Genomic DNA, 25965 nt, shown 5'->3' on the forward strand with positions numbered 1-25965 from the left:
GGAGCTATTTTGTCTGCATCGCGTTTGTATCATATTACAAAAACCCTTCTGCAATACGGCCTTGATGACCTCATACCGAAAGACAAATTCCCTTGGCTTGCCAAAGTCGCTAGAAACAGTTTATTTTGGTTACAAAATCAACATAAAGACAAACCTCTAGGGTACCGTCTTCGCCTTGCTTTGCAATCACTTGGGCCTGTGTGGATCAAGTTCGGGCAAATGCTGTCTACCCGTCGCGACTTGCTGCCTGATGATATCGCCCGTGAGCTTGCCCTACTGCAAGACAAAGTGGAGCCATTTGAAGGTAATAAGGCACAAGAGCTCATTGAGCAAGCGCTAGAGATTAATAGCATCGATGAACTTTTTGCTAACTTTGAGCAAACCCCGCTGGCGTCTGCGTCTATTGCCCAAGTACACACCGCAACCCTAGAACTTGAATCTGGCACTCAGGACGTTGTCATTAAAGTCATTCGCCCTGATATCGAAAAGCAAATTCATGCCGATTTATCTTTAATGGGGCAAGTTGCAAAAGTCATCGTTAAGTTTATCGGTGAATCACGCCGTCTTCGTCCTGTCGAAGTCGTAAAAGAATACAAGAAAACCTTATTAGATGAACTCGACCTGCAACGTGAAGGGGCAAATGCCCTTCAACTAAGACGTAACTTCTTAGAGTCTGATGCGTTATATATTCCTGAAGTGTTTAGTGACTATTCGCGCAAGAATATTCTGGTAATGGAGCGTATTTACGGTATTCCGGTATCAGATATTGATGCCCTTGAAGCACAAGATACCAATCTTAAGTTACTCGCTGAACGTGGCGTTGAAGTTTTCTTTACTCAAGTCTTCAGAGACAGCTTTTTCCATGCTGATATGCACCCTGGCAATATCTTTGTCTCGCGTGAACACCCTGATAACCCGAAATATATAGGTATCGATTGTGGTATTGTTGGTACGCTAAATAAAGAAGATAAACGCTATCTTGCAGAAAACTTTATTGCCTTCTTTAATCGCGACTATCGCCAAGTCGCACAGCTTCACGTTGATTCTGGCTGGGTACCTGCCGATACCTGTGTTGAAGAATTTGAATTTGCTATTCGTACTGTTTGCGAACCCATTTTCAACAAACCCCTTGCTGAGATTTCATTTGGTCATGTGTTAGTTAACCTATTTAACACGGCACGCCGTTTTAATATGGAAGTACAGCCACAGCTGGTATTGCTTCAAAAAACCTTGCTCTATGTCGAAGGGTTAGGTCGACAGCTCTATCCGCAGCTCGACCTGTGGCAAACGGCGAAACCTTTCTTAGAAAACTGGGTCAAACAACAAGTGGGTCCTGTCTCAGTACTGAAACAAATGTATGCTAACTTACCATTTTGGGCAGAAAAGATGCCTGAACTACCAGATTTAATCTATCAAAATCTGAAACAACAAAAGCAGCATACCGTGCAGCCTGTAACCAGCTCACAGAAGCCTATTTTATTAGGTATGTTAGCCTCGAGCTTGCTGATTGTGTCTGGCTTAAGCTTTTTGGCAGAACAAACAACCCTGAGCGCGATTAGTTTTAGCGCATCAATTACAGCATTTCTCGCTGCATGGCGTAAAACAGGGTGATATTTTGCTCACTGAGCGTATAATCAATTTTTATTTAATCTTTCATATGGAGTCATTATGGGTGTAGGTGGAATTAGTATTTGGCAACTTTTGATTGTTTTAGCAATCATTGTGCTTTTATTTGGTACTAAAAAACTACGCGGCATTGGTGGCGATTTAGGTAATGCAGTTAAAGGCTTCAAAAAAGCTGTTGCTGATGAAGATCAAACTAGCAAACCAGAACAACTCAAAGACAACAGCCAACAGCAAACCCAAACAGCTGAAGAAAAGCAAAAAGATAAGGTTTAACCCTTATGGGTATGTGGGAATTAGTGGTCGTCTTGATTGTCGGCCTTGTTGTGCTGGGGCCTGAGCGCTTACCTGTGGCAATTCGCACAGTTAGTCGATGGATTAAAAGTATTAAGTCCGTGGCAAATTCTGTTAAGGCCGAAGTAAATGAAGAGCTGCGAATTCATGAGTTACATAGTAACTTGAGAAAGGCCGAGCAACAAAATATGGAAGACTTAGCACCTGCGCTCAAAGAGTCCGTAGAAGAGCTTAAAAAAGCCGCTGAGTCTGTTCAACACAGCTATAAACAACCCGTTCAACAGTCTCAGGTTGAGCAGAAAAACAATAATCAGAAATAACGAGCATCCACTATGTCCGAATCGCTTCAAAGCGGGTTTATTGGCCATTTAATTGAATTGCGTAATCGCTTAATGAAAGCGCTACTCAGCATTTTATTGATTTTTATTGCCTTAGTTTACTTTGCTAACGACATTTATGCCTTTGTCGCAGCTCCCCTAGTAAATAGCTTGCCTGAAAACAGCACCATGATTGCAACAGATGTAACGGCACCATTTTTTGCTCCATTTAAGTTAACCCTATTTATATCGTTATTTGCAGCTATTCCATTCATCTTGCATCAGGTGTGGAGTTTTATTGCTCCTGGGCTTTATCAACATGAGAAACGCATGCTGGTCCCTATATTGGTATCGAGTATTGTGCTGTTCTATTCTGGTATTGCATTTTGTTATTTCGTTGTCATGCCAATCATTCTGGGCTTCTTTACCAGTGTTGGTCCTGAGATGATGACGCTATCTCCTGATATCAGCAGCTATTTAAGTTTTATCTTAAAATTATTTTTTGCCTTTGGTGTCGCTTTTGAGATCCCGGTTGCCATTATGCTGTTATGCTGGAGCGGTGCAACGACGACACAGAGCTTGCGAGAGAAACGTCCGTATATTGTGGTTGGGGCTTTTGTTATTGCGATGTTTTTAACCCCCCCAGATGTTCTATCACAAACTTTACTCGCATTACCTATGCTATTGTTATTCGAACTAGGTCTTGTATTAGCCGCTTTTTATACAAAAAAAACAACTGAACAACAGGAAGAAGAGCTATGAAAAACATACTAATTACAACGCTTCTGTTACTCTCTGCGTCGAGTTATGCCTCTCAGATTAATGTGCAAGCCCTAGAGGCCTGCAGCCTAGTAGAAAACGACTTAAAGCGCTTGATGTGTTATGACAAAGTTATCGCCGGCAAAAAAATTTCTCAATCAGTAATGAAAGCTGAAGAGAATAAACCCGTTAAAGCACAGAAGGTGACTAAAAAACCTCAGAGTAAAGCCAATGAATTTGGGCTAGAGAAAAGCAAACAAGCCGCGGCTAAGAAGCTAGATGAGATACGCTCTACGGTTGTAAAAATAACAAAGAACCCGAGAGGACAACGTACTTTCACTTTGAGTAATGACCAATTATGGAAACAAAAAGATGCAGACCGCTTTACTGCTAAAGAAGGTGATGAAGTCATTATCATACGTGGTGTTTTTGATTCTTTCAGAATGAAAAAAGCAGGTACTAACCGTCTCATACAAGTTAAACGTGTCCAGTAATGCATAACCTTCTCATCGATGCGGGTGTCAATTTAACCAGCAGTCAGTTTGATAAAGACAGAACAGACATACTTGCTCGTGCTGAAGCTGCTGGTGTAGATAATATGCTCCTCATTGGTTGCTGTCTTCAATCTAGCCAAGAAAGCCTATCACTTGCTAAAAAGCACGGTTATGTAAGCACTGCAGGAATACACCCTCATGATGCTAAAGACGCGCCTACTGATTTTGTCTCGCAACTTCGTGCCTTGGCCGAACATAAAAAAGTGGTCGCAATTGGTGAGTGTGGTCTTGATTTTAATCGTGATTTTTCTCCTCGAGATAGCCAAAATGCAATTTTAGAACAGCATTTACTGCTAGCCCAGCAACTTGATATGCCTGTATACCTTCACGAAAGAGATGCCTTTGATAGTATGCGTGTGCAGTTAGAGCACACTCCAGTTAAAGGCGTGCTTCATTGCTTTACTGGGACACAGGACGCACTCGAGTACTATCTAGACTATGGCTTAATGATTGGCATTACTGGCTGGTTGTGCGATGAGCGCCGTGGTGAGCAGTTGCAAAAATTATTACCTCTGATCCCAGATGATAGATTATTACTTGAAACCGACGCACCTTACCTTTTGCCACGTAGTTTAAAGCCTAAGCCAAAATCTCGTCGTAACGAACCTGCTTTTTTGCAAGAAGTTGCGAAAGTAGCTGCTGAGCTTAGGAGTCAAACAATCGAACATATTTCAGAGATCACACGCAATAACTTCAACCGTCTATTTTTGTCTGATATGGGGGAGTAGTATGCGTATCTTGCTGTCATTTTTATTACTTTTTATCTCTTTTTTGACTTCGGCATTTGAGATAGGCAATGACTTTCGTTTTCAAAAGCAATTGCCATATGCCTACACTCTTGATGACAGTAAAAATCTAAAACAACTTATCGAAAAAAATGTTAACTGGGTGACTGAAACAAGTGAGCCACTTAACTTAGGTAAAGTACAAAACCCTCTTTGGCTTAAAATCTCGCTTAAGAACCTTTCCGCCAGTGATGTCGACTTATTACTAAGCATTGATAATATCTTACTTGATAAAGTCACCGCTTATATTGCCGCTCAAGATGATCCAATTATTACGCTTGCCTTAGGCGATGCACTGCCTCTTGTTAAAAGGCCCATCAAGCATGAAGCACAACTTGTGCCTGTTAAATTACTTGCCCAGCAACATGTAGCCTTATACTTGAATATTGAACATTCTGGCGCAATTAATGTACCGCTCAGTCTTTGGCATCCAATCGAATACATCAAGTATAAAAGTAAATTTAACCTAATTTATGGCATTTTTGCCGGCTTTATTATCGCTTTAGCTCTTATGCATTTAGTATTGTTTTCTTTTACTAAAAAGCCTTATTTTCTTTATGCTACCGCATTTACCGTTTTGATTTGGTTACTCAACACTCATCTATATGGCTTTAGCTATCGCTACTTATATGGCAATTGGCAGTGGCTTCAACAATACGCACAACCTTTATTGATTTTATTATCGAGCTGCACCCTATTACCTTTGCTTAAGCCTTATATTAAGGGTAAAAGGTTATTTACACTGCTCTCTGTACCAAAGCGTTACGCTTGTGCTGCTATTGGCTCACTTTCGCTTGTTCTTAGCTTACTACCCATTGATATATCATTAGCATCAAGTTATGTCCTCGGTTTTGCCATTATCATGGCGCTACTGACTGTGTTTATAAGCCAATGGCAGTTCAATAAGCAACAAACGATGTATTTTATTGCGATATGTGTCTTCATGTTATTTGCATTAGTGCATCAAGTGAGTTTTGAATTAGGTTATCTATCTGGACCACAGCTAAGTACACCCGTCAGTTACTTTTGCTATTTTATCGTCAGTTTAATTCTCAGTTTTGCCTTAGTAAGGCAGTTTATCTCAGAGCGAGACCTTGAAGTTGAGGCGCAGCAAGCAAAATTAGCGCATAGTCAGGCGCAGGATGTGTTACTTAATGAAAAGCTTAAATTACAAGAACAAACACAAGCTGACTTAGAGGCACTTGTAGACGAGCGCACTTTTGAATTACAGGTCACTTTGCGTGAGCTTGAAGATAAAAACCGTGAGCTTGAAAAAATCAATATTGAAGATCCACTCACTAAAATTAAAAACCGTCGTTATTTCGATAAACGCCTCCAAATGGAAGTAAGGCGCTCAAGGCGAGAACAAAGCACTCTCAGTGTTGTTATGTTAGACATCGACCACTTTAAAAACATCAATGATACCTATGGCCATTTGAGTGGTGATAAGGCCATTTGTGCTGTTGCGGATATCATAAAGTCTCACTTACAGCGCCCTTCTGATGAAGTATTCCGCTATGGCGGCGAAGAGTTTGTGATGTTACTACCAAATACTGAATTAGAAGGTGCGCAACAAATTGCAGAGCAAATACGTGTTGCCGTAAATAGTTTCCAATTAAAACTCGATAAAGATACCGTCAACTTGACGCTTAGTGCAGGCGTTCATAGCGCCATTGCTATCGATCCAAAGTCACCTCATATTTATACAGATCTTGCTGATAGAGCGCTCTATGAAGCAAAACAGCAAGGCCGCAATCAAGTTAAAATCTATCAGCCTTAGGAGAATAGAATGGCTCAATCAGGATTAGATTTATTTCCTTATACTCGTATGCGTCGCATGCGCCGTGATGACTTCTCTCGTCGTCTGATGAGTGAAAACCAATTAACCGTGAATGACCTGATTTATCCAGTATTTGTGCTTGAAGGTAAAAACCGTCGCGAAGCCATTGAATCTATGCCTGGCATCGAAAGACTGTCTATTGATTTGTTAGTAGAGGAAGCGAAAGAGCTCGTTGAATTGGGCGTACCTGCAATCGCGATTTTTCCCGTAACGCCTGCAGATAAAAAATCTCTCCATGCTGAAGAGGCTTATAACCCAGAAGGGTTAGCTCAGCGAACAGTTCGCGCTTTAAAAGCTGCGTGCCCGTCGCTTGGCGTAATCACTGATGTTGCCCTTGACCCGTTTACGACGCATGGTCAAGACGGCATTATTGATGAAACGGGCTATGTGATGAATGACATCACGACCGAGATCTTAGTAAAACAAGCGATATCACATGCAGAAGCCGGAGCTGATGTTGTTGCACCTTCTGATATGATGGATGGCCGCATTGGAGCAATTCGTGAAGCACTTGAAGCCGAAGGTCACATACATACACGTATTATGGCTTATTCTGCGAAGTACGCTTCTAGCTACTATGGTCCGTTCCGTGATGCGGTAGGCTCTGCAGGTAACTTAAAAGGTGCTGATAAAAAGAACTACCAAATGGACCCTGCTAACTCAGACGAAGCGATCCGTGAAGTCGCTTTAGACCTGCAAGAAGGTGCAGACATGGTGATGGTTAAGCCTGGTATGCCTTACTTAGATGTAGTTCGTCGCGTTAAAGACGAATTTGGTGTACCAACTTTCGCTTATCAAGTAAGTGGCGAGTATGCTATGCATAAAGCAGCCATTGATAATGGCTGGCTTGCTGAAAAGCCATGCATCATGGAATCACTATTAGCATTCAAGCGTGCTGGTGCTGATGGCATCCTAACTTACTTTGCTAAACAAGCCGCTGTTTGGTTAAAAGAAACGTAAAATACAACATCTGATAAAGAGTGAACACATAGAGTTTTCGCTCTTTATTTAGCCGGCATATTAACATTTTGTCATTTTTATGTAACATACCCCGCGTAGGCTAATGTCCCCATTTAGCTAATAATCAAAATATACACGGGAACAAAATGATTAAAACACGCTTAAAACCCCTTGCTCTATTAGTGGCGGCAACTGCTGCTCCTGCGCAAGCAAACCTTATTATCTCTGAATATGTAGAAGGTAGTTCTAACAATAAAGCCGTAGAGTTATACAACACCTCTGGTGCTGCGCTATCACTTGACGGATATAGCATCTCTCTTTATTCAAACGGTAACGGCAACTTAGACTCACCGAATAATACCTTAGCTTTAACAGGTACTCTTGCGGCAAATGCAACCTACGTCATTGTTAATGCAGGCTCTGTTGATGAATTAAAAACAAAAGCAGACACCGATTCGACCATTACTTATTTCAACGGTGATGATGCATTAGTGCTAACTAAAGACGGTGCAATTGTTGATAGCTTTGGTCAATTAGGTGTTGACCCAGGCTCTGCGTGGGATGAAGGCGGTGTAACAACTGCAAATAAAACACTGCGTCGTAAAACAAGCATCACATCAGGCCGCACTGATGCAACATCTGCATTTAACCCAAGTGAACAGTGGGAGCAATTCGACCAAAATGATTTTTCTGGTATAGGTAGCCATGGCGCAACTGATGGTGGCGATGATGGTAGTGATACCCCAGATCCAGTGGAGCCGCTTGTTTGTAATGACGCATATACCGCAATTAACGCGATCCAAGGCAGCGCAGATGAAAGTCCAATGAAGGACCAAGTCGTAATCATTGAAGCTGTCGTAACCGCAGACTTACAAACTGATGACCAATTAAAAGGCTTCTTTGTTCAGTCATTAGAAAAAGATGTTGATAAAGACGCAATGACCTCTGAAGGTATTTTTGTTTACTATTCAGAGTTAGATGTAAAAGTCGGTGACATTGTGCGTTTAGAAGGAACAGTGCAAGAGTATTATAGCGCAACGCAAATTGGCAATGTAACCCGCGCTATGGCCTGTGGCACTGCTGATATCACTGTAGCTGAGCTTAGTCTGCCTGTTTCAGCGCTAGATGACTTAGAAGCCTTTGAAGGCATGCTGGTAAAAATTGACCAACAACTGTTTGTAAATAATACCTATGGCTTGGGCCGTTATGGTGAAGTTGCACTCGGCACAGAACGTCTTTACCAAGGCACACAAGTTGCACTTCCGGGCGATGCTGCCAATGCGTTAGAAGCACAAAACAAGTTAAAAGAAATTCTTCTAGATGATGGCTCTACAAAGCAAAACCTTGACCCTAAATACCCACAAAGTGGTTTAAGTGCTTATAACAGCTTACGTCTAGGTGATACTGTAAATAACGTTACCGGTGTATTAGGATACAGCTTTAGTAAATATCGTCTGCACCCAACGGTTGATCTTGAGTTTGTAAATAGCAACGAGCGTACCGAAGCACCTGAACTAAAAGGTGAAGGTGATCTGCGCATTGCAAGCTTCAACGTATTAAACTACTTCAATGGTGACGGTGAAGGCGGTGGCTTCCCTACTCCACGTGGCGCAGATAACGAAGAAGAATTAATTCGTCAACAAGCTAAACTTGTTTCTGCTATTACAGCATTAAACGCTGACGTTATCGGTTTGATGGAAGTAGAAAACGATGGGTTTGGTGAACTGAGCGCAATTGACGATCTCGTTGCAGCAATAAACGCAGAATCAGACAGTGACTATGCGTTTGTAAACTTCAATGCTGAAAAGATTGGCACAGACGACATCACAACGGCGATCATTTACCGTAAGGATGTTGTTGAAGAAGCTGGTACAGCTAGCTTTACGACTGAAGCACCATTCGATTACAGCAACCGTCCCCCAATTGCACAGAGCTTCAGAAAACTGGATACGAATGAAGAGTTCACAGTAGCTGTAGCGCACTTGAAATCAAAAGGTGGTTGTAGCAGCGCTGAAGGCGACAATGCTGATCTTGGTGATGGACAAGGCTGTTGGAATGCTATTCGTACTGAAGGCGCAAATAAATTTGCTGATTGGTTAATGACATACCCTACAGGCAATGAAGACGCTGATATTATTCTCGTAGGCGACATGAATGCGTATGCCATGGAAGATCCAATTAAAGCATTTGCAGACAAAGGACTCGCAAATGTAATGAACCACGTTGAAGGCGATAACTTCGGATACTCTTACACTTTCTCTGGCCGTTTAGGTAGCTTAGACCATGCAGTGGCATCTTCGAGCCTACTTCAGAAAGTCACAGATGCGACCGATTGGCATATTAATGCTGATGAGCCAGCAGTATTTGACTATAACACTGAATATAAGTCTGACACCCAACTGGCAAATTACTATGCTGATCATGCATACCGTTCTTCAGATCATGACCCAGTTGTTATTGAAATCAAGACGGTTGATGCTCGCCCTGTCATCACCACAGGTCAAACTTTCCAAATCGAAGAAAATGCTGCAATGGATAAGGAAATTGGCACATTAATATTTACTGATGCCGATGCTGACCTATCACCAGTTACCAAGTTTATGATTGAAGGAACTGAGCTTGTAAAGATCAACGAGCAAGGTAAATTAATGGTCGCTGGTGAACTGGATTACGAAGTAAATAGTGTAATCAAATTTACAGTACAAGCTGAAGACTCAGCGGGTAACGTATCTGAAAAGGTTGAGGTGACCCTGAATATCCTTGATATTGATGATACCAGCCCAGTCATTGCTGCGAATCAAACTTTCCAAATCGAAGAAAACGCTGAGATGGATACAGAGATTGGCACATTAGAATTCAGTGATAACACAGCTGTCACTAAGTTGACAGTTGAAGGTACTGAACTTGTAAAGATCAACGAGCAAGGTAAATTGATGGTCGCGGGTGAGCTAGATTACGAAATGAATAGCGTAATCACATTCACAGTACAAGCTGAAGATGCTGCTGGTAACTCGTCAGAAGCTGTTGAAGTAACGCTTAATATCATTGATGTTAATGAAGACGATAGCGGTAGTTTAGCTTGGTTAAGCTTACTTGCCACACCATTCGCTTTCTTGCGCCGTCGCCGTAAATAAGCCTATATTTACAAACAATAAAAATGCGCCTAACGGCGCATTTTTTGTGCTATAAAGCCAGCAAACGCTCTGCTTTAGATAAATCTGTTTCACTGACTTGCCAAGCATAAAAGCGAATTGAGTTATTATCTCGCGTTTTCACAATCAAGACATCACCGAACCAGCTTGAATGAGACGAAATTGATTGTACTGATTCTTGATGGATATATCGCACAGTAAAACCTATACCGTAACTAATACCCGCTCTATTAATATGTACAAACATCTTATTTTTTTGCTGTAAGGTAGCAATGACAACGGTACTAAACACTAGCGTAAAACCGAGCCACTTAAACAGCTGAAATGATACAAGCTCAAAACTAACTAAAGCTAGGCTGAAAATGCCAAAAGAAAAGCTAATAAATAGCAATGTTTTATTTGAATTTAAATCCACAGTGTGCACAACAACGACTCCTTTATTCGTATCACAATTCAGACCCTAAAAAGAGCACAGGTCCAAAACAGCGGCATAATACGAAGTCAATGTGCCTTTTTCAACCCTATTCTATACGAAAATAGAATGAGTTTTTGCGAGCATAAAAAAACCGCTTGTAAAACAAGCGGTTTTTTAAAATCAGATAAAAAGGGCTAATTACTTAGCTGCTTTTTTCTCTTTCTCAGCTGCGATTACAGTGTCAGCAACGTTTTGCGGACATGGTGCATAGTGAGAGAATTCCATTGAGAACTGACCACGACCAGACGTGATAGTACGTAGGTGACCAATGTATCCGAACATTTCAGATAGAGGTACTTCACCCTTGATACGAACGCCCATTGCGCCAGCTTCTTGGTCTTTGATCATACCACGACGACGGTTAAGGTCACCAATTACGTCACCTACGTTGTCTTCTGGCGTGAATACGTCAACTTTCATGATTGGCTCAAGAAGTTGTGCACCCGCTTTAGGGATAGACTGACGGAAAGCGCCTTTAGCTGCGATTTCGAACGCGATTGCTGATGAGTCAACTGCGTGGAAAGCACCGTCGAATAGCTCAACTTCAACGTCTAGTACAGGGAAGCCCGCTAGAACACCTTCTTGCATCATTGATGCAAAGCCTTTTTCAACTGCAGGCCAGAATTCTTTAGGAACGTTACCACCAACAACTGATGAAGAGAACTGGAAGCCTGAGTTAGGCTCACCTGGCTTGATGCGGTAATCGATCTTACCGAACTGACCAGAACCACCAGACTGCTTCTTGTGCGTGTAGCTGTCTTCGATTTCTTGCGTGATAGTTTCACGGTAAGCAACCTGAGGCTGACCAACAACTAGCTCAACGCCGTAAGTACGCTTAAGGATGTCTACCTTGATGTCTAGGTGTAATTCACCCATACCTTTAAGGATAGTTTCACCTGAATCTTCGTCAGTCTCAACCTGGAATGACGGATCTTCTGCAACCATCTTACCGATCGCGATACCCATCTTCTCGTTACCACCTTTATCTTTAGGTGCAACAGCGATAGAGATTACTGGATCTGGGAAGATCATCGCTTCTAGTGTACATTCGTGCTTAGGATCACAAAGCGTGTGACCTGTTTGAACGTTCTTCATGCCAACAACCGCGATGATGTCACCCGCTTGTGCTTCAGTCAGTTCGTTACGCTCGTCTGCTTGCATCTCAACCATACGGCCGATACGCTCTGTTTTACCAGTTGCAGAGTTAAGCACTGTGTCACCTTTCTTCATGCGACCAGAGTAGATACGGATAAACGTAAGTGCACCGAAACGGTCGTCCATGATTTTGAACGCAAGCGCTTTAAGTGGCTCATCAGCAGAAACAGTTGCTACTTCACCAGTAGGCTCACCTGTGTCTTTGTCAGTTAAAGGCTGTGGATCAACTTCAGTTGGAGACGGTAAGTAGTCAACAACTGCGTCTAGTACTAGCTGCATACCTTTGTTTTTGAATGCAGAACCACAGAAAGTTGGGAAGAAAGCAAGGTCACGTGTACCTTTACGGATACAAGCTTTGATTTGCTCTAGTGAAGGCTCTTCACCTTCCATGTACGCTTCCATTAGGTCGTCGTCTTGCTCAACTGCAGACTCAACTAGCATCTCATGGTATTCTTCAACCTTGTCTACCATATCAGCTGGAACGTCAGTGATTTCGTAGTTTTCAGGAAGGCCTGTCTCGTCCCAGATGTATGCTTTTTTCTCTAGTACGTCTACAACACCAGTGAACTGGTCTTCGATACCGATTGGAAGAGTCATAACTAGTGGGTTAGCACCAAGTACTTTCTCAACCTGACCAACTACGCGATAGAAGTCAGCACCCATACGGTCTAGTTTGTTTACGAAGATACAACGTGCAACTTCTGATTCGTTCGCATAACGCCAGTTAGTTTCTGACTGTGGCTCAACACCACCAGAACCACAGAATACACCGATACCGCCATCAAGTACTTTAAGTGAACGGTATACTTCAACTGTGAAGTCAACGTGTCCAGGAGTATCGATAACGTTTAAACGGTGGCCTTTCCACTCACAAGTTACAGCTGCTGATTGGATAGTAATACCACGCTCAGCTTCCTGTTCCATGAAGTCAGTAGTTGACTCACCGTCGTGAACCTCACCAGTTTTGTGAATTTTACCAGTAAGCTTAAGGATACGCTCAGTGGTGGTAGTTTTACCCGCATCAACGTGCGCGAAAATACCAATGTTTCTGTATTTCGATAAATCTGCCATTGTTTTACTCTATTTAAAGTAGAAAATTATTCGGCGGGAGTATATCACCTCTTTCGGTGAACATCATCCTAGATATCGTCTAAAATGCAGACAATTTGCTAAAAAGTGATTTTTCTTGAAAAGAATTACGCCTCACTCGATAAATTTAAATCGAATGAGGCCGAAAAGCGCTTAAATAAAAGGGTTTCTCAGGTTAATCGCCATCAATTATGTCACCAATTGAACCTAGCACTGAGCCCTCACCTTGACGGCTACCTCCTTGACTTGGCGCATGTTGAATCACCCTGTCGGCCAACCTTGAGAAAGGCAAACTCTGGATCCACACAGTGCCGGTGCCCGACAAAGTCGCTAGAAATAGTCCTTCGCCGCCAAAGAACATACTTTTTAGACCACTGACACGTTCAATATCAAACTCAATGCCTTCACTGAAGCCCACCACACAACCTGTATCTAATTTCAATGTATCATTGTTGAGTTGCTTTTTGATGACCGTACCGCCTGCATGCGCAAAGGCCATGCCATCACCTTGCAAGTGTTCAAGAATAAAGCCTTCGCCGCCAAAAAAGCCCGCGCCTAATTTGCGTTGGAATGCGATGTCGACTTTGGTGCCTAGAGCGGCACACAAAAAGGAGTCTTTTTGAAGATAAACAGAACCGCCAAGCTCAGCCATATCCAAAGGTATGATGGAACCTGGGAAAGGCGCGGCAAATGCGACACGCTTTTTGCCATGCCCACTATTCGTAAAGTGTGTCATAAATAGTGACTCACCACTGATCATCCGCTTACCTGCACTGAATAGCTTACTCATGAAACCCTGTTCAGGCTCTGAACCATCACCCATTTTGGCTTCAAACTCAATGCCGCTTTCCATATAGTTCATTGCACCAGCTTCCGCGATAACGGTTTCTCGTGGATCTAATTCGACTTCAACCATCTGCATTGACTCGCCGATTATTTCATAATCAATTTCATGACATCGCATTGTGTAATCCTTCTAGATTGAACATGATTGTAACTGTTATCTTGCGCTTAAAAACACCGCTTTTAACAGCCATAAATTGTAAGCAAAGTTAAAAAACAATAAATAACCCTAATATCAACGCCAAGCCAATTAACGGCACAACCACAGTGAGCATAGCTAAAGGCCAGTAGGCATCTTGATGCTTCTCACCACAAATCGCACGTATGGTTGTCACTACATAGCCATTGTGTGGCAAGGTGTCTATGGCGCCTGAGCTTATTGCTACTACACGGTGCAATTCATCAGCCTCAACACCCAAGTCCATATAATGTGGCGCCACCAAAGGTAAGGCGATGGCCTGTCCTCCCGATGCAGAGCCTGTTAAACCGGCAATCACACTCACTGCAATCGCAGCACCTATCAGTTCATGCCCAGGGATCTGCGTCATCATAACCACGGCATCTTGAAATGCTGGAGTCAACTTAGCCACTGCACCGAAACCAACAACAGCGGCAGTATTGCCAATTGCAACTAAAGCACCCGTTGTTGCTTGATTCACCGCAGCTTCAACATTAATAAAGTATTTAAAGTTAATAATAAACAGGCTGATCACCCCACCGAGCAAAGCCACAATTAAGGCATTTTGCTGCAGTGTTTCATGCAAGGTAAAAGACAACGCCAGCACGACCAACAAAGGGATCACGCCCGTAATAGCACTTGGCAGCCTGTTTCGTGTTGCTTCAGGGTCATTATCTCGCGCTTCAAATTGCTCGCCATTTGCCACCGCGCATTTAATCATATATTGCAGCAATACATACCCGAGCCCCGCCATGAATATGGCAATAACCAAACTCTCTTGCCACGCTGCATAAGGTGAAGTGCCTAGGTATTTAATCGGGATCCAGTTTTGAATCTCAGGAGAGCCTGCTGATGTCATGGTGAAAGTAACCGAACCAAATGCCAATGCTGCTGGAATAAAACGACGAGGCAAGTTCGCATCTTTGAACAAACTCAGTGCCATGGGGTAAACAGAAAATGCCACGATGAAAACACTCACGCCACCATACGTGAGCAAAGCACAAGCAAGTACAACAGCTAACACCGCATACTTCATACCGAGTTTATTCACAATATAGCGAGCAACTGCATCTGCCGCGCCACTGTCTTCCATCAATTTACCAAACAGTGATCCCAACAAGAACATCAAAAACCAAGCTTGTACAAAGCCTGCAAAGCCGCTCATGTAGCCAGATACAAAACTTGCTTGCTCACTTATTTGAAATAAAGGTATGCCGCTCGATAGTGCGACAACGACAGCACACAAAGGGGCTGAAATAAATAAATTAACGCCCCTGAGCGTCAATACTATCAATGCGACTAACGCAAATGCGAGACCGATTGAACTCAACATAGAATCACCTGTTTGTTTTTATTTTTGTTTTAAACCAACCCTGTAATAAAACGGTTTATTTTGAAGATTGGTATTACAGATAACTACACGTTAGGAGATTTTGTTGAAAAAGTACACAGCCTATAATTTATAACGTTGTTTAAACGCGGTTGTTTGGTTCCGAGACAAGGCGATTTGCAGATTATTTTGCAACCTCACTTCAAGCGTACCGCCACTTTCTTGTTCAAGCTCTGCGATATTATTGATATTAAATAGCCAGCTTCTATTAGCCCTAAAAAAAGGTTCTTTAGGTAAACGCTCAGCGATATTTGCCAATGTTCGATACACGCTAACAGCCCCATTTTCTGTATGCAAGCGCGTATAATTTCCCATAGCTTCAAATGCCTGCACCTCTTCTAACGCAATAAAAAAGCAACGCTGCCCATCTTTGATAAAAAAACGACTATCTATTTCGAGCGGTGCTTGCAACTTCTTATACTTTTCAATTGCAACAGCTAAACGGGCTTGCGTAACTGGCTTAAGTAGGTAATCGAGGGCGTTGACTTCAAATGACTTTACAGCAAAATCATCATGTGCGGTGACAAAAATAACATGGGGTACATAAGTTAACTGTGCCAGCAAATCAAACCCGCTACCGCTTGGCATATTGATATCAAGCAATAGTAAATCAGGCTGTTCCTGTTCTATAATAACCTTGGCTTCAATGATATCTGGCGCCTCGCCAACCACATCAAGCCCACCTAACTCTTCAATTTGCGCTTTTAATTCGAGCCTTGCTAAATGGCTATCATCAACAATCACAACCCGAGTCATATTGTTTCCTTTGGTAATTGAATACGTGTTATTACTTGCTCACCTTGCTCAAAACGATTCAGCTTAGACTGGCCTTTATAAAGTAACGCCAAACGTTTCTCTATATTTTTTGTCGCTAAACCCAAGCCATCTGAAGGCTGTTTGTTTGTAAGTAATGGGTTAATAACTTCAATCATGAGCTTTTCTTCACAACTAATCGATAAATAAACAGTACCACCTATGCGACTATTTGCTATCCCGTGCTTAATTGCGTTTTCTAAACATAGTTGTAAGATCATTTTAGGCATAGTTAATTGAAGCGCCTCAGGTGAAACCTCAATTTGTGTCTGCAATCGTTCTGCTAAACCGATTTTGCATAAATTTAAGTAATGTTCTGCATTTGCCAACTCTTCTGATACTGGCACTTTATCCTTGTGGTTCGGCTGTAATGAATAACGCAGCATATCTGCCAGCTCAGCCAAACTATCACGGGCTTGAGCGGGCTGAGCTAAAATCAAAGCGCGAATATCGTTAATGGCATTAAATAAAAAGTGGGGATTCAACTGACTGTTCAACACCTGTAATTGGCTCACTGTAAGCAGTGAATGCGCCTCAGTTAATAATTTAATTTTGCTGACAGCCAAATACCCCAATGACCATAACAGCGTCATGCCCAACATGTTAATACCATTGCTCAGCCCCACATGCTCAATAACAAAACGAGTCTGAGACGATGGAATTGGGTGCGACACTCCAATATACGCTAAGAAAAAAACACCAACTAATAATGCAATCGTGGCGAGTAAAGTTGATATGAGAGCGCCAATAAATAAACTTATGAATTGCTGAAAATTGCTTTTTTGCTGCATAAAACGTTTATACAAGCACCTCAAAGTGTATGTAAATAATGCTCCTGCGGATAAAAATATGCCTCCATATACAGCTTCTATCCAACTTGCATATGGGTTTTGCATAACAATTGAAGTGATAAATAAATAAGCCACTAACCAGCTTGTTAAGTGGCAAGCAGCGAAAATATATCGCTGCCTAAAAAAACTCTGAAACTGTAAAAACTGCATAATTAATTATCTTTTTCTTGCAACTGCTCAAATAAAGTCATTGCGATACTTCCTGCATCTCGCTCTCCCGCAACCATAGTGATCACGGCAATCTGTTTTTTAGGGTCAAATACCACCATAGTGTTGAATCCAGCTGTTTTTCCACCATGAAAATAGCTTCCGTTTTGGCCTAAACTCCAGGCATACGCCATGTCATTATTAAGCGGTGATAAACTCAATGCTATTGCTTCGGTTAGTTTTATATTTTGTTCTGACTTCAACCAATAAAAGCTAACCCAACTTGCCATATCTTGTGGAGAAGCTAATACTCCACCAGCACCGACTAAACTATTAAAATGCCAATTTGGGACTTCATCACCATAATAATCCCGTCCTTTCAATTTAGTATGCTGAGTCCCGCTCAAAGCCAATTTAGCATCTGTCATGTTTAACGTTTTAAACAAATAATCTTGAACCATGTTAGCTTGAGTCATATTTAGCTCTTGGGACATAAGCCAACCTAACAAACCATAGCCATAGTTGGAATACTCATATTGACCGGGTGAGTTATTAGGCGCCACAAGTGCATGAAGTAAAGATGAAGAGTCAAAGTTTGCATAAGGGTCATCTATACTTATTGGTTTCAAGTTAGAAGGAAGCCTAGGCAAGCCAGAACGGTGAGTTAATAATTGTTTTAGAGAATAACTGTGATGCGCATATTGCTTATCTAACAAGTTAGCAACTGGCATGTTTATTGACCATACTTCTTCGTTCACAAGCTGACTGGTTAAAAGTGCAAATAAGGGCTTCGAGACAGAACCAATTTCAAACAAGCTAGATTTATTCACTTTTGCACCATTGAAGTAAAACTCCTGCTTTTCACCCTTGAGGACAATAACTGCCGCTGCTATATCAGAAAATAACTCAGGCAACTGAGCCTGAAGTTGACTCAGTTGAACTGATGGCTTTAGTGGTCTATCTAAAGCTGTTTTTTTTTCAATGTGAGCGGTATCTCAAAGCCTTGCACAAACTTGCCACTATACCCTGCACCGTCAAGCTGACCAGAAAAACTAGCACTTATCATTTTTGAGCTAAATGTCATAGTTTTCTCATCAATGGCAAACTCTGTAATAGGAATGCCATAGCTCTGCTGTGCTGGGCTATCTAAAGAGGAGTAAAAACCACCATTAACCACTGCAACTTGCACTACTAAAGGTAGAGGCTTGCCATTTACATCTAGCTCGCCTTTATAAGCACCTTCATATTTTAGCTGTGACAAATCTTGCTCATTTAAACGATACAATGTAATTGCCATTGCACGACCTTGAGTGAAGGTACCAACCAAAGTATCACCTTCAACTTTGCCATTAAACTCAGCTTGAAGCTGTTTATCTTTAAATGACACTTGCTTCTTAGATATTGTAAATTCTGTTGGCACTTTACCAAACATACCTTGGTTGGGACTATCGAGCGTCACAGTATTTTTTTGCACATCAACATTAAAGCCTAACGTTAAATATACACCCGATTGTAATTCTAATAAGCCGCGCCATTTATCCACAGCCATAGATGAGGTGCTCATTAACATGCTTAATCCTACTATTAACCATTTCATTTTTTTGCTCCTTAAATCGAACACTTGCTCGATCGTCAATTCACATTGTTTATTTAAACATCTGACTTTTATTCACCATATCCCAAAGGCAACGCCCACTGTTTATTTTATGGCCTAAAGGTAGAAAAACGATGTGAACAAACAAAATTAACCACCAGCAAAACTAAATGAGAATTATTTTCAAACAAGTGTTGACAGAAAGTTAAATCTAACTAATAATCAATCTCAACAAGACGACAGCACGATACACAATCTTGTTTCTCGACCCAGAATACGTGATGCAAACACGCTAACAGTGCAGGCCAAGAGCTCATATTGACACGCCCCTGTTATTGCTTGAGCTGGCGGCCAAACTTATTTTACTTGCTACATTGCTCATATCGGTGACGGTAGATATGAAAAGTCAAAAAGCCCTTAATTGGGCTTTTTTTATGTCTGAAGTTTGTATTTCCATTCTAAAAATCTAAATGAGAATTATTTTCAAATATAGATTGACATACCCATAAATCTAACTGATAATCAATCTCAACAAGACATGCTACTGAATCTTGTTTCTCGACCCAGAATTCGTGATGCACACACGTTAACAGCATTGGCCAATAACATTCTGTAACGCGCCCCTTGTTATTCGATGTTGGCGGCCAGACCATTTTACTTGCTACATTGCTCATATCGGTGACGGTAGATATGAAAAGTCAAAAAGCCCTTAACAGGGCTTTTTTTATGCCTGAAATTACCTAATTCAGCCCCTTAAAAATAAATGAGAATTATTTTCAAAAAGACTGTTGACACATCTGATAATCTAATTGATAATCAATCTCAACAAAGCAAGATTGACGGCTTACTTTGTTAAACCAATCGCATAAATGCCAGAGCGGTTATTGCGCTTGCTAACCAATATTTGGGTAATGCTGCAATAACAAGAAGAAAAATTTGCAATATAGTTATTCTATATAAAAAGTTTTCGACGAAGTTAGTACAGTATTTAGCTCGCAAGAATGGTCGAGCATTTATTAAGATTGGTGAACTTTACTCTAATTTGTTTCTCGACCCGAAACACGTGTTGCCACGTTAAAGCCATGGTAGGGAGTGAGATATCGCAACGCCCCTCGCGATATCTTCACTTTTCTCCAAACACATTTTACTTGCTACATTGCTCATATCGGTGACGGTAGATATGAAACACAAAAAGCCCTAAACGGGCTTTTTTTATGTCTGTAATATATGAGAATTTTAGCGACGGTTCTTACGCGCTCTTGCTCTACGTAGTTTTTTCTCTTCTTCTTTTGCGGCTTTTTTAGCTTCAGCTGCGGCACGTAGCTCAGCAACCATAATTTCTTCTTCATCACGCATCGCTGGTGTTTCCATGGTGATGCGACCAATAATGGCATCTCGCAACTCATTGATTAAGATTTCAGACATCTTATGGGTATCAACTTGGTTGCCACCACGGATACAACCACGCTTACGGCCCGCCATTTCGACAAACTCCCAATCTTGCTCTGGCAACTCATCAATTTTATAACGTGACTTTAATAACTCTGGGTAGGCAGTCAGCAAGTATTCAGCGGTAAAACTGGCGACTTCCTCGTAGTTCATCGCCGTATCTTTTACAGCACCGGTTGCCGCTAGACGATAACCCGAGTTTTCATTTTCAACTTTTGGCCATAGCATGCCTGGTGTGTCATACAGCATGATGCCATCTTCAAGACGAATACGCTGCTGAGACTTGGTCACTGCAGGTTCATTACCTGTTTTCGCAACGATACGACCTGCAAGGTGGTTAATTAAAGTCGACTTTCCTACGTTAGGGATACCCATGATCATGGCTTTTAGCTGTTTATCTGCACCCACTTTATGTGGGGCAAGTTTTTTACATAACTCGTTTACCTTAGCAACTTCAGCGCCTTTATCATGACCAAACGCAATGGCTTTTACACCACTTTCTTGTTCAAAATAATCCATCCATTGCTTAGTTAGCTCAGGATCGGCCAAGTCTGCTTTGTTCATTATTTTGATGACCGGTTTATCACCACGAAGCGCAGACACCATTGGGTTTTCACTGCTATACGGGATCCTCGCATCTAAAACTTCGATAATCACATCCATCTGGGGCATGATCTCTTTAATCTCATTGCGAGCCTTGTTCATATGCCCAGGAAACCACTGAATTGCCATACTTGCGCTCCTAAATTCTATTCGACAAAAATTGATTGCGCTATTTTACGCAAAAATCTGCAAAACACTAAATAACCTCGTTGATAAAATCATATTTAAACACCTTGGCTCATGTATAATCGTTCTACTTTTATTAGCATGAATCAAAATAATGGCCTTAAAATCGACCATCATCAAAGCACAGCTCGCTTTGAGTGACATGGATAAACACGTATACGAAACACTGTCTTTGACCGTAGCGCAGCACCCATCTGAAAATGAACAACGCTTGATGATCCGCATTTTAGCCTTTGCACTTCATTACCAAGAACGTTTGGAATTCACAAAAGGCCTGTGTGCTGATGATGAACCTGAAGTTTGGTTAAAAAACTATAATGAAGAGATTGAGCTTTGGATCGAGCTGGGTCTGCCTGATGAAAAGCGCGTTAAGAAAGCCTGTAATCGTGCTAAAGATGTGGTGCTGTATTGTTATGGCGAAAACAACCAAGAGATTTGGTGGCAAAAGAATCAGCCTAAGCTTTATAGCCACGAGAATCTATCGGTTATCAGTTTACCGTATGAAGCAACATCACAACTTGCTACGATGGCAAAACGCGGCATGAATTTAACCGTGACAGTGCAAGATGGTGAAATTTGGGTAAGCGACGAAGAACAAAGTGTACACATTATCCCAGCCATCTGGAAATAGTGATAACCATTGGTAAAATTTAAACTGTAATTGGTTTTCAAAGACTAATTAAGCTTCGGCTCAGTTACGCTTGTTAAAGTATGCTCAACGAAACAGGGAAAAGCTTAAATTGGAGGCACAATGGCAATAAATAAAATCATCGTTTTGCATGGACTTTATATGTCTGGCTTCGTGATGCAGCCATTGTGCAACAAACTTAAAAAACATCAGTTTGAGATTTTAAACCTTACTTACAATACCCTCAGCCCAGATAAATCAGAGATCTTCTCTCAAATAGATGACTTTATTGGCAATGACAGCGCAGCACTAGTTTGCCACTCAATGGGCGGATTAATTGCGCGCGCCTACTTAGATAACCACTCTGCAACCAGTGAGCAAGTTGAAAAGGTCATTACCTTGGGCACACCGCACAAAGGCAGCATGTTTGCCAAACAAATGCATGAAAAAGGGTTCGATGTTTTTTTAAAAAACAGTGTGGAGTTTTTAGTCTCAGACAACCAAGATTGGCCTTACAAAGCAAGGCTTTACAGCATTGCCGGTGATTTACCTTTGGGGCTGATGCCTATTTTACAAAAAGGCAGTAGCTCTGATGGCACAGTATTATTAGAAGAGACAAAACTACAAGGTATGGCAGAGCACAAAGTATTTCATGTTAGCCATACCAGTATGATTTATTCACGCAAAGTCACCGATTATGTATTGTCACTTCTAACCGATCCTGAATGACTTAAATACTTATTTAGTGGTCGCCTTTCTCTGCAATTTTATAAGCCACAAATGCGATAATCCCGGTGATGAGCGGTATTGGTGCAGCAATGTAACCAAACGCATCTGAGTTCGCGAAGCTTGCGCCAGCTAAATGCCCCACTAGACCGACAACAAATGCCAGTAACGCAATTATGACAACGGTGATTTCTGCTTTATGTTGAGATTGTGTTTTTAGTTCCATGATGACACCCATTGATTTTTGTCTGTTTACAGAGTCATTATGCGCGTCATGCCTGTGTGATTATTGACCTAAATCAAGTTCTATTTCTGGTATTTATAACCCCTATCACCAACTTGTGATAGATCAATTTTCAGGTCAAAAAGCAAACAACCCAGCTAAGATTGGCAAGCTTTATTCCACAGATTAAAAAATGATTTTCAATCGTTTTTTTGAATTACAGTTATTGTTTTATCCCGTTAGACCAATTAAAGCGCATACCCCATACTTAACCCATGCAAACAACAGGAGTAAATAACATGACACAGTTCACAGATATTGGTTTATCAAAACAAGCTAGCGAAGATTTAGCTGCGCAATTAAATAACTTACTGAGCAACTACCAAATTCAATACATGAATGCACGTGGCTTTCATTGGAATATCAAAGGTAAAAACTTCTTTGAGCTACATTTAAAGTTTGAAGAAATTTATGACCAGTTACTGCTAAAAGTAGATGAATTAGCAGAGCGTATCTTAACCATAGGTGGTCAGCCATTGCATGCATTTAGCGATTATTTAGAGCGTGCTCAAATTCAAGAAGCCAAGAACATCACTGATGGTAATGAAGCGGTAACAACATTACTTAATGGTTTTACTTTATTACTAAAACAGCAAAGAGAAATACTAGGTGTTGCAAGTGATGCAGAAGATGAAGGTACAGCCGCTCTCATGAGCGACTATATAAAAGAACAAGAAAAGCTAGTGTGGATGCTCAAAGCTTATTTGGGATAATTCTAAAAGCGGCTTTTTTTGTTTTGGCTTAGCAGCAATATACATGGCCTCATTGGGGTAAAAACAAATCTCTGTTTTTGCCCCTTGCCACATCTGCTTTAATAGCTTTTCAGCAATTGAGTTTACACCTATATAATCAACCCAAGCATAATTTCGTTGTTTAACACCTTCAAAATATTCTCTGGTGGCTTCTAAACTATCTGGGGTGCTCATTTCAAATTCAGTTAAATCAAGTACAGCACTGTCATATTGAGCAGGCTGTGCAACCACCCGTTTTAACATATCACTTTCAAAGTCAATGACACCCTCTCGATTAAATGCACCTTTAAGCGCAATATAAATCGTTGGGCTCTCCATATGTACTCGCCAAAATCCGTGCGCTTTAAACTTCATTGATACCTCATTTAGAATAGAACTGTGTTCAACACAGTTCGCATTAGACATTTAAAAGTATAGCGCCTTATCATAACGCCTGTTTTAGCAAGCTGATAAAAAATGCTTGCTCAAGTGCAATTTCTTCTAATCTTTTAAAACGACCGCTTGCACCACCATGACCTGCCCCCATATCCGTTCTAAATAACAACAAAGAGTCTGTTGTTTTGGTTTCTCGTAATTTAGCCACCCATTTCATCGGCTCCCAATATTGTACTTGGGAATCATGCAGACCAGTCGTAACTAAAATATGTGGGTAAGCTTGTGGCTTTAAATTGTCGTACGGTGAATACGCCTTGATGGTTTGATAATCAGCTTCGTTATTTGGATTACCCCATTCGTCATATTCATTCGTAGTAAGCGGAATTGACTCATCAAGCATAGTTGTAAGTACATCTAAAAACGGCACATGACAACCAACTCCCAAATAAAGCTCTGGCGCTTGGTTTACCACCGCCCCCATTAATAAACCACCTGCACTGCCACCTGAAGCAAAGATTTTATGCGCATCAGCATAACCTTGTTCAACAAGACTACGGGTTACATCTTCAAAGTCATTAAATGAATTCTGTTTGTGGGCTTTTTTGCCTTGCTCATACCATTGTCGACCTAACATTTCAGAGCCGCGAATATGTGCAATGGCATAAACAAACCCTCTGTCTAATAAACTCAGGGTATTACTCGAGAAGTTTGGATCTATGGTGATACCATAAGCGCCATAGCCATACTGCAGCATAGGGTTTGTGCCATCTTTTTTGAATAATGACTTTTTATATACCAAAGAGACTGGCACTTTAACGCCATCTCGCACCGTAATATGTAAGCGCTCAGAAGCATAATCATCCGCTGAAAAAGCACCGAGTACTTGTTGTTGTTTTAAGCACTGCTTTTCACCTGTGGCTAGGTCGCATTCATACACACTACTCGGCGTTGTTAGACTTGAATAATGAATGCGGACAGAATTTGATTCAGGCTCAGGGTTATTGCCCATTTGCGCGCTATAACACACATCATTAAATGCAAGGGTATGGCTACTACCCTGATAGTCATGGACGACAAAACGCGTTTGTCCTAAACAACGCTCAGTCACTATATAATGACTATTGAATAGCTCTAACCCTTCAATCAGTACGTCATCTCTGTGTGCAATCTGTGTCTGCCAATTCGCCATGTCAGCGATGCCTTCTAGCTTTGCAGTGCAGAGTTTAAAGTTTTTCGCTTGGTGATTTGAGACAATAAAGTACTGATCTGCAAACTTATCAATACCAAATTCATGGCCTTCTAAACGCGCACACAATAACTCAAATGCCTGCTCAGGATTATTAGCATCTAGCGCCCACTGTTCAGATGTTTCGGTCGCTGCTAGATAAATATAGATCTGGCTATCGTCACGACTTTTACCTAAGCCCATATAAAACTGACGATCTTGCTCTTCATAAACGAGTATGTCATCTGATTGCGGCGTACCCAATACATGTCTGAACACTTGAAAGCCAAGTAGAGTTTGTAGGTCTTTTTTTACATAAAAAACCGTGCGATTGTCATTGGCCCATACCACTTGCCCTTCAGTATTTTCTAACTCATCAGACAGGTATTCGCCGTTTTCCAAGTTGATAAACTTAACTTTGTAAATACGTCGGCCATCTGTATCTTCGCTATAAGCCATCAGCTCATCATTTTGGCTCACCGCCATGTCGCCAATGTCATAATACTCATAGGACGCTGCAAGTTCATTTACATCCAGCAGCAACTGCTTATTTTGCATCTCGGCATTGTCTGCTCGATAGTGAAAGGCATATTCATTGTCACCTGCCACTTCACTCATATACCAGTATTTACCATCTTTCACTGGAACCGAGCTATCATCTTTCACGATGCGCCCTTTCATTTCTTCAAACAATTGATCTTTTAAAGCATCGTGAGGGGCCATTACCGCTTTTAGGTATTCGTTTTCGGCCTCTAGGTGTGCCAGTATTTCGGGATCTTTACGATTATCGTCACGCATCCAATAATAATTGTCGACGCGTTGCTCTGAATGCGTTTCTAAAATGTGGGGGACTTTTTTTGCGATTGGAGCTGAAATAGACTGACTCACTTGCCTTTCCTTAAATAAGTTAATTAGCAGC

At 41.4% G+C, this 25965-nt stretch carries 24 protein-coding genes; 12 read left to right on the forward strand and 12 right to left on the reverse strand.

Going from position 1 to position 25965, the window contains the following annotated elements; translation table 11 throughout:
- Positions 1 to 9: 9 nt before the first annotated feature.
- The 9 genes from ubiB to PP2015_RS16495 all read left to right on the forward strand — a co-directional run bounded on the left by ubiB (position 10) and on the right by PP2015_RS16495 (position 10266).
- Entirely contained in the window at positions 10 to 1611 is a 1602-nt protein-coding gene (ubiB, locus tag PP2015_RS16455) for a ubiquinone biosynthesis regulatory protein kinase UbiB (RefSeq protein ID WP_058031332.1), read from the forward strand.
- A 57-nt stretch (positions 1612 to 1668) separates the two neighbouring features.
- Entirely contained in the window at positions 1669 to 1899 is a 231-nt protein-coding gene (gene tatA, locus PP2015_RS16460; RefSeq protein WP_058031333.1) for a Sec-independent protein translocase subunit TatA, read from the forward strand.
- Between the two features lie 5 nt (positions 1900 to 1904).
- Complete coding sequence (gene tatB, locus PP2015_RS16465; protein WP_058031334.1) at positions 1905 to 2237, forward strand: Sec-independent protein translocase protein TatB; 333 nt, start codon at positions 1905 to 1907, stop codon at positions 2235 to 2237.
- A 12-nt stretch (positions 2238 to 2249) separates the two neighbouring features.
- Positions 2250 to 2996, forward strand: a complete 747-nt coding sequence (tatC, locus tag PP2015_RS16470; RefSeq protein ID WP_058031335.1) for a twin-arginine translocase subunit TatC — start codon at positions 2250 to 2252, stop codon at positions 2994 to 2996.
- The gene (locus PP2015_RS16475; RefSeq protein WP_058031336.1) at positions 2993 to 3487 is read left to right on the forward strand and encodes a hypothetical protein; all 495 of its coding nucleotides are present in this window, start codon (positions 2993 to 2995) and stop codon (positions 3485 to 3487) included. The genes tatC and PP2015_RS16475 overlap by 4 nt, the downstream gene beginning before the upstream one ends.
- Positions 3487 to 4275: a TatD family hydrolase gene (locus PP2015_RS16480; RefSeq protein ID WP_058031337.1), complete on the forward strand. Its 789-nt coding sequence runs from the start codon at positions 3487 to 3489 to the stop codon at positions 4273 to 4275. Before PP2015_RS16475 ends, PP2015_RS16480 begins: the two co-directional genes overlap by 1 nt.
- A 1-nt stretch (position 4276) precedes the next feature.
- Positions 4277 to 6112 carry a sensor domain-containing diguanylate cyclase gene (locus PP2015_RS16485; protein ID WP_058031338.1) on the forward strand — a complete coding sequence of 612 codons (1836 nt, stop codon included), beginning with the start codon at positions 4277 to 4279 and terminating at the stop codon, positions 6110 to 6112.
- A 9-nt stretch (positions 6113 to 6121) separates the two neighbouring features.
- Entirely contained in the window at positions 6122 to 7132 is a 1011-nt protein-coding gene (gene hemB / locus PP2015_RS16490; RefSeq protein WP_058031339.1) for a porphobilinogen synthase, read from the forward strand.
- 146 nt (positions 7133 to 7278) lie between these two features.
- Positions 7279 to 10266, forward strand: a complete 2988-nt coding sequence (locus PP2015_RS16495; RefSeq protein WP_058031340.1) for an ExeM/NucH family extracellular endonuclease — start codon at positions 7279 to 7281, stop codon at positions 10264 to 10266.
- Between the two features lie 49 nt (positions 10267 to 10315).
- Here the strand turns inward: PP2015_RS16495 and PP2015_RS16500 are convergent, their stop codons facing one another.
- From PP2015_RS16500 to ylqF, 9 genes are all read right to left on the reverse strand, one after another.
- Positions 10316 to 10708 carry a hypothetical protein gene (locus tag PP2015_RS16500; RefSeq protein WP_058031341.1) on the reverse strand — a complete coding sequence of 131 codons (393 nt, stop codon included), beginning with the start codon at positions 10706 to 10708 and terminating at the stop codon, positions 10316 to 10318.
- A gap of 189 nt (positions 10709 to 10897) precedes the next feature.
- Positions 10898 to 12985 (reverse strand): elongation factor G, encoded by a 2088-nt coding sequence (gene fusA / locus PP2015_RS16505; RefSeq protein WP_058031342.1) that lies wholly within the window; start codon positions 12983 to 12985, stop codon positions 10898 to 10900.
- A gap of 193 nt (positions 12986 to 13178) precedes the next feature.
- Positions 13179 to 13967, reverse strand: coding sequence for a TIGR00266 family protein (locus PP2015_RS16510; RefSeq protein WP_058031343.1), 789 nt, complete (start codon positions 13965 to 13967; stop codon positions 13179 to 13181).
- 88 nt (positions 13968 to 14055) lie between these two features.
- Entirely contained in the window at positions 14056 to 15357 is a 1302-nt protein-coding gene (locus PP2015_RS16515) for a GntP family permease (RefSeq protein ID WP_058031344.1), read from the reverse strand.
- A gap of 120 nt (positions 15358 to 15477) precedes the next feature.
- A complete protein-coding gene (locus PP2015_RS16520; protein WP_058031345.1) occupies positions 15478 to 16170 on the reverse strand; it encodes a LytR/AlgR family response regulator transcription factor in 693 nt (230 codons plus the stop codon).
- Positions 16167 to 17228, reverse strand: coding sequence for a sensor histidine kinase (locus tag PP2015_RS16525; protein WP_058031346.1), 1062 nt, complete (start codon positions 17226 to 17228; stop codon positions 16167 to 16169). Before PP2015_RS16525 ends, PP2015_RS16520 begins: the two co-directional genes overlap by 4 nt.
- Positions 17229 to 17230: 2 nt before the next feature.
- On the reverse strand, positions 17231 to 18139 hold the full coding sequence (locus PP2015_RS16530; RefSeq protein ID WP_058031347.1) for a serine hydrolase domain-containing protein: 909 nt from the start codon (positions 18137 to 18139) through the stop codon (positions 17231 to 17233).
- A 47-nt stretch (positions 18140 to 18186) separates the two neighbouring features.
- Complete coding sequence (locus PP2015_RS16535; RefSeq protein ID WP_058031348.1) at positions 18187 to 18822, reverse strand: hypothetical protein; 636 nt, start codon at positions 18820 to 18822, stop codon at positions 18187 to 18189.
- Between the two features lie 1233 nt (positions 18823 to 20055).
- A complete protein-coding gene (ylqF, locus tag PP2015_RS16540) occupies positions 20056 to 21000 on the reverse strand; it encodes a ribosome biogenesis GTPase YlqF (RefSeq protein ID WP_058031349.1) in 945 nt (314 codons plus the stop codon).
- Positions 21001 to 21151: 151 nt separating this feature from the next.
- Between ylqF and PP2015_RS16545 the strand changes: the two genes are divergently transcribed.
- Both PP2015_RS16545 and PP2015_RS16550 read left to right on the forward strand, forming a co-directional pair.
- Positions 21152 to 21688 (forward strand): YaeQ family protein, encoded by a 537-nt coding sequence (locus PP2015_RS16545; protein ID WP_058031350.1) that lies wholly within the window; start codon positions 21152 to 21154, stop codon positions 21686 to 21688.
- A gap of 120 nt (positions 21689 to 21808) precedes the next feature.
- Positions 21809 to 22414 carry a PGAP1-like alpha/beta domain-containing protein gene (locus tag PP2015_RS16550; RefSeq protein WP_058031351.1) on the forward strand — a complete coding sequence of 202 codons (606 nt, stop codon included), beginning with the start codon at positions 21809 to 21811 and terminating at the stop codon, positions 22412 to 22414.
- Positions 22415 to 22427: 13 nt separating this feature from the next.
- Here PP2015_RS16550 and PP2015_RS16555 read toward each other — a convergent pair whose 3' ends face one another.
- Positions 22428 to 22637, reverse strand: a complete 210-nt coding sequence (locus tag PP2015_RS16555; RefSeq protein WP_058031352.1) for a hypothetical protein — start codon at positions 22635 to 22637, stop codon at positions 22428 to 22430.
- Between the two features lie 296 nt (positions 22638 to 22933).
- Between PP2015_RS16555 and PP2015_RS16560 the strand changes: the two genes are divergently transcribed.
- Positions 22934 to 23407 carry a Dps family protein gene (locus tag PP2015_RS16560; protein WP_058031353.1) on the forward strand — a complete coding sequence of 158 codons (474 nt, stop codon included), beginning with the start codon at positions 22934 to 22936 and terminating at the stop codon, positions 23405 to 23407.
- Here PP2015_RS16560 and PP2015_RS16565 read toward each other — a convergent pair.
- Positions 23375 to 23851, reverse strand: a complete 477-nt coding sequence (locus tag PP2015_RS16565) for a hypothetical protein (protein ID WP_058031354.1) — start codon at positions 23849 to 23851, stop codon at positions 23375 to 23377. The two genes, PP2015_RS16560 and PP2015_RS16565, sit on opposite strands and share 33 nt — an antisense overlap.
- A 19-nt stretch (positions 23852 to 23870) precedes the next feature.
- Complete coding sequence (locus tag PP2015_RS16570; RefSeq protein ID WP_058031355.1) at positions 23871 to 25934, reverse strand: S9 family peptidase; 2064 nt, start codon at positions 25932 to 25934, stop codon at positions 23871 to 23873.
- Positions 25935 to 25965 lie beyond the last annotated feature (31 nt).

The organism is Pseudoalteromonas phenolica (genome assembly GCF_001444405.1).
In the GTDB taxonomy this organism is placed as follows: Bacteria; Pseudomonadota; Gammaproteobacteria; order Enterobacterales; family Alteromonadaceae; genus Pseudoalteromonas; species Pseudoalteromonas phenolica.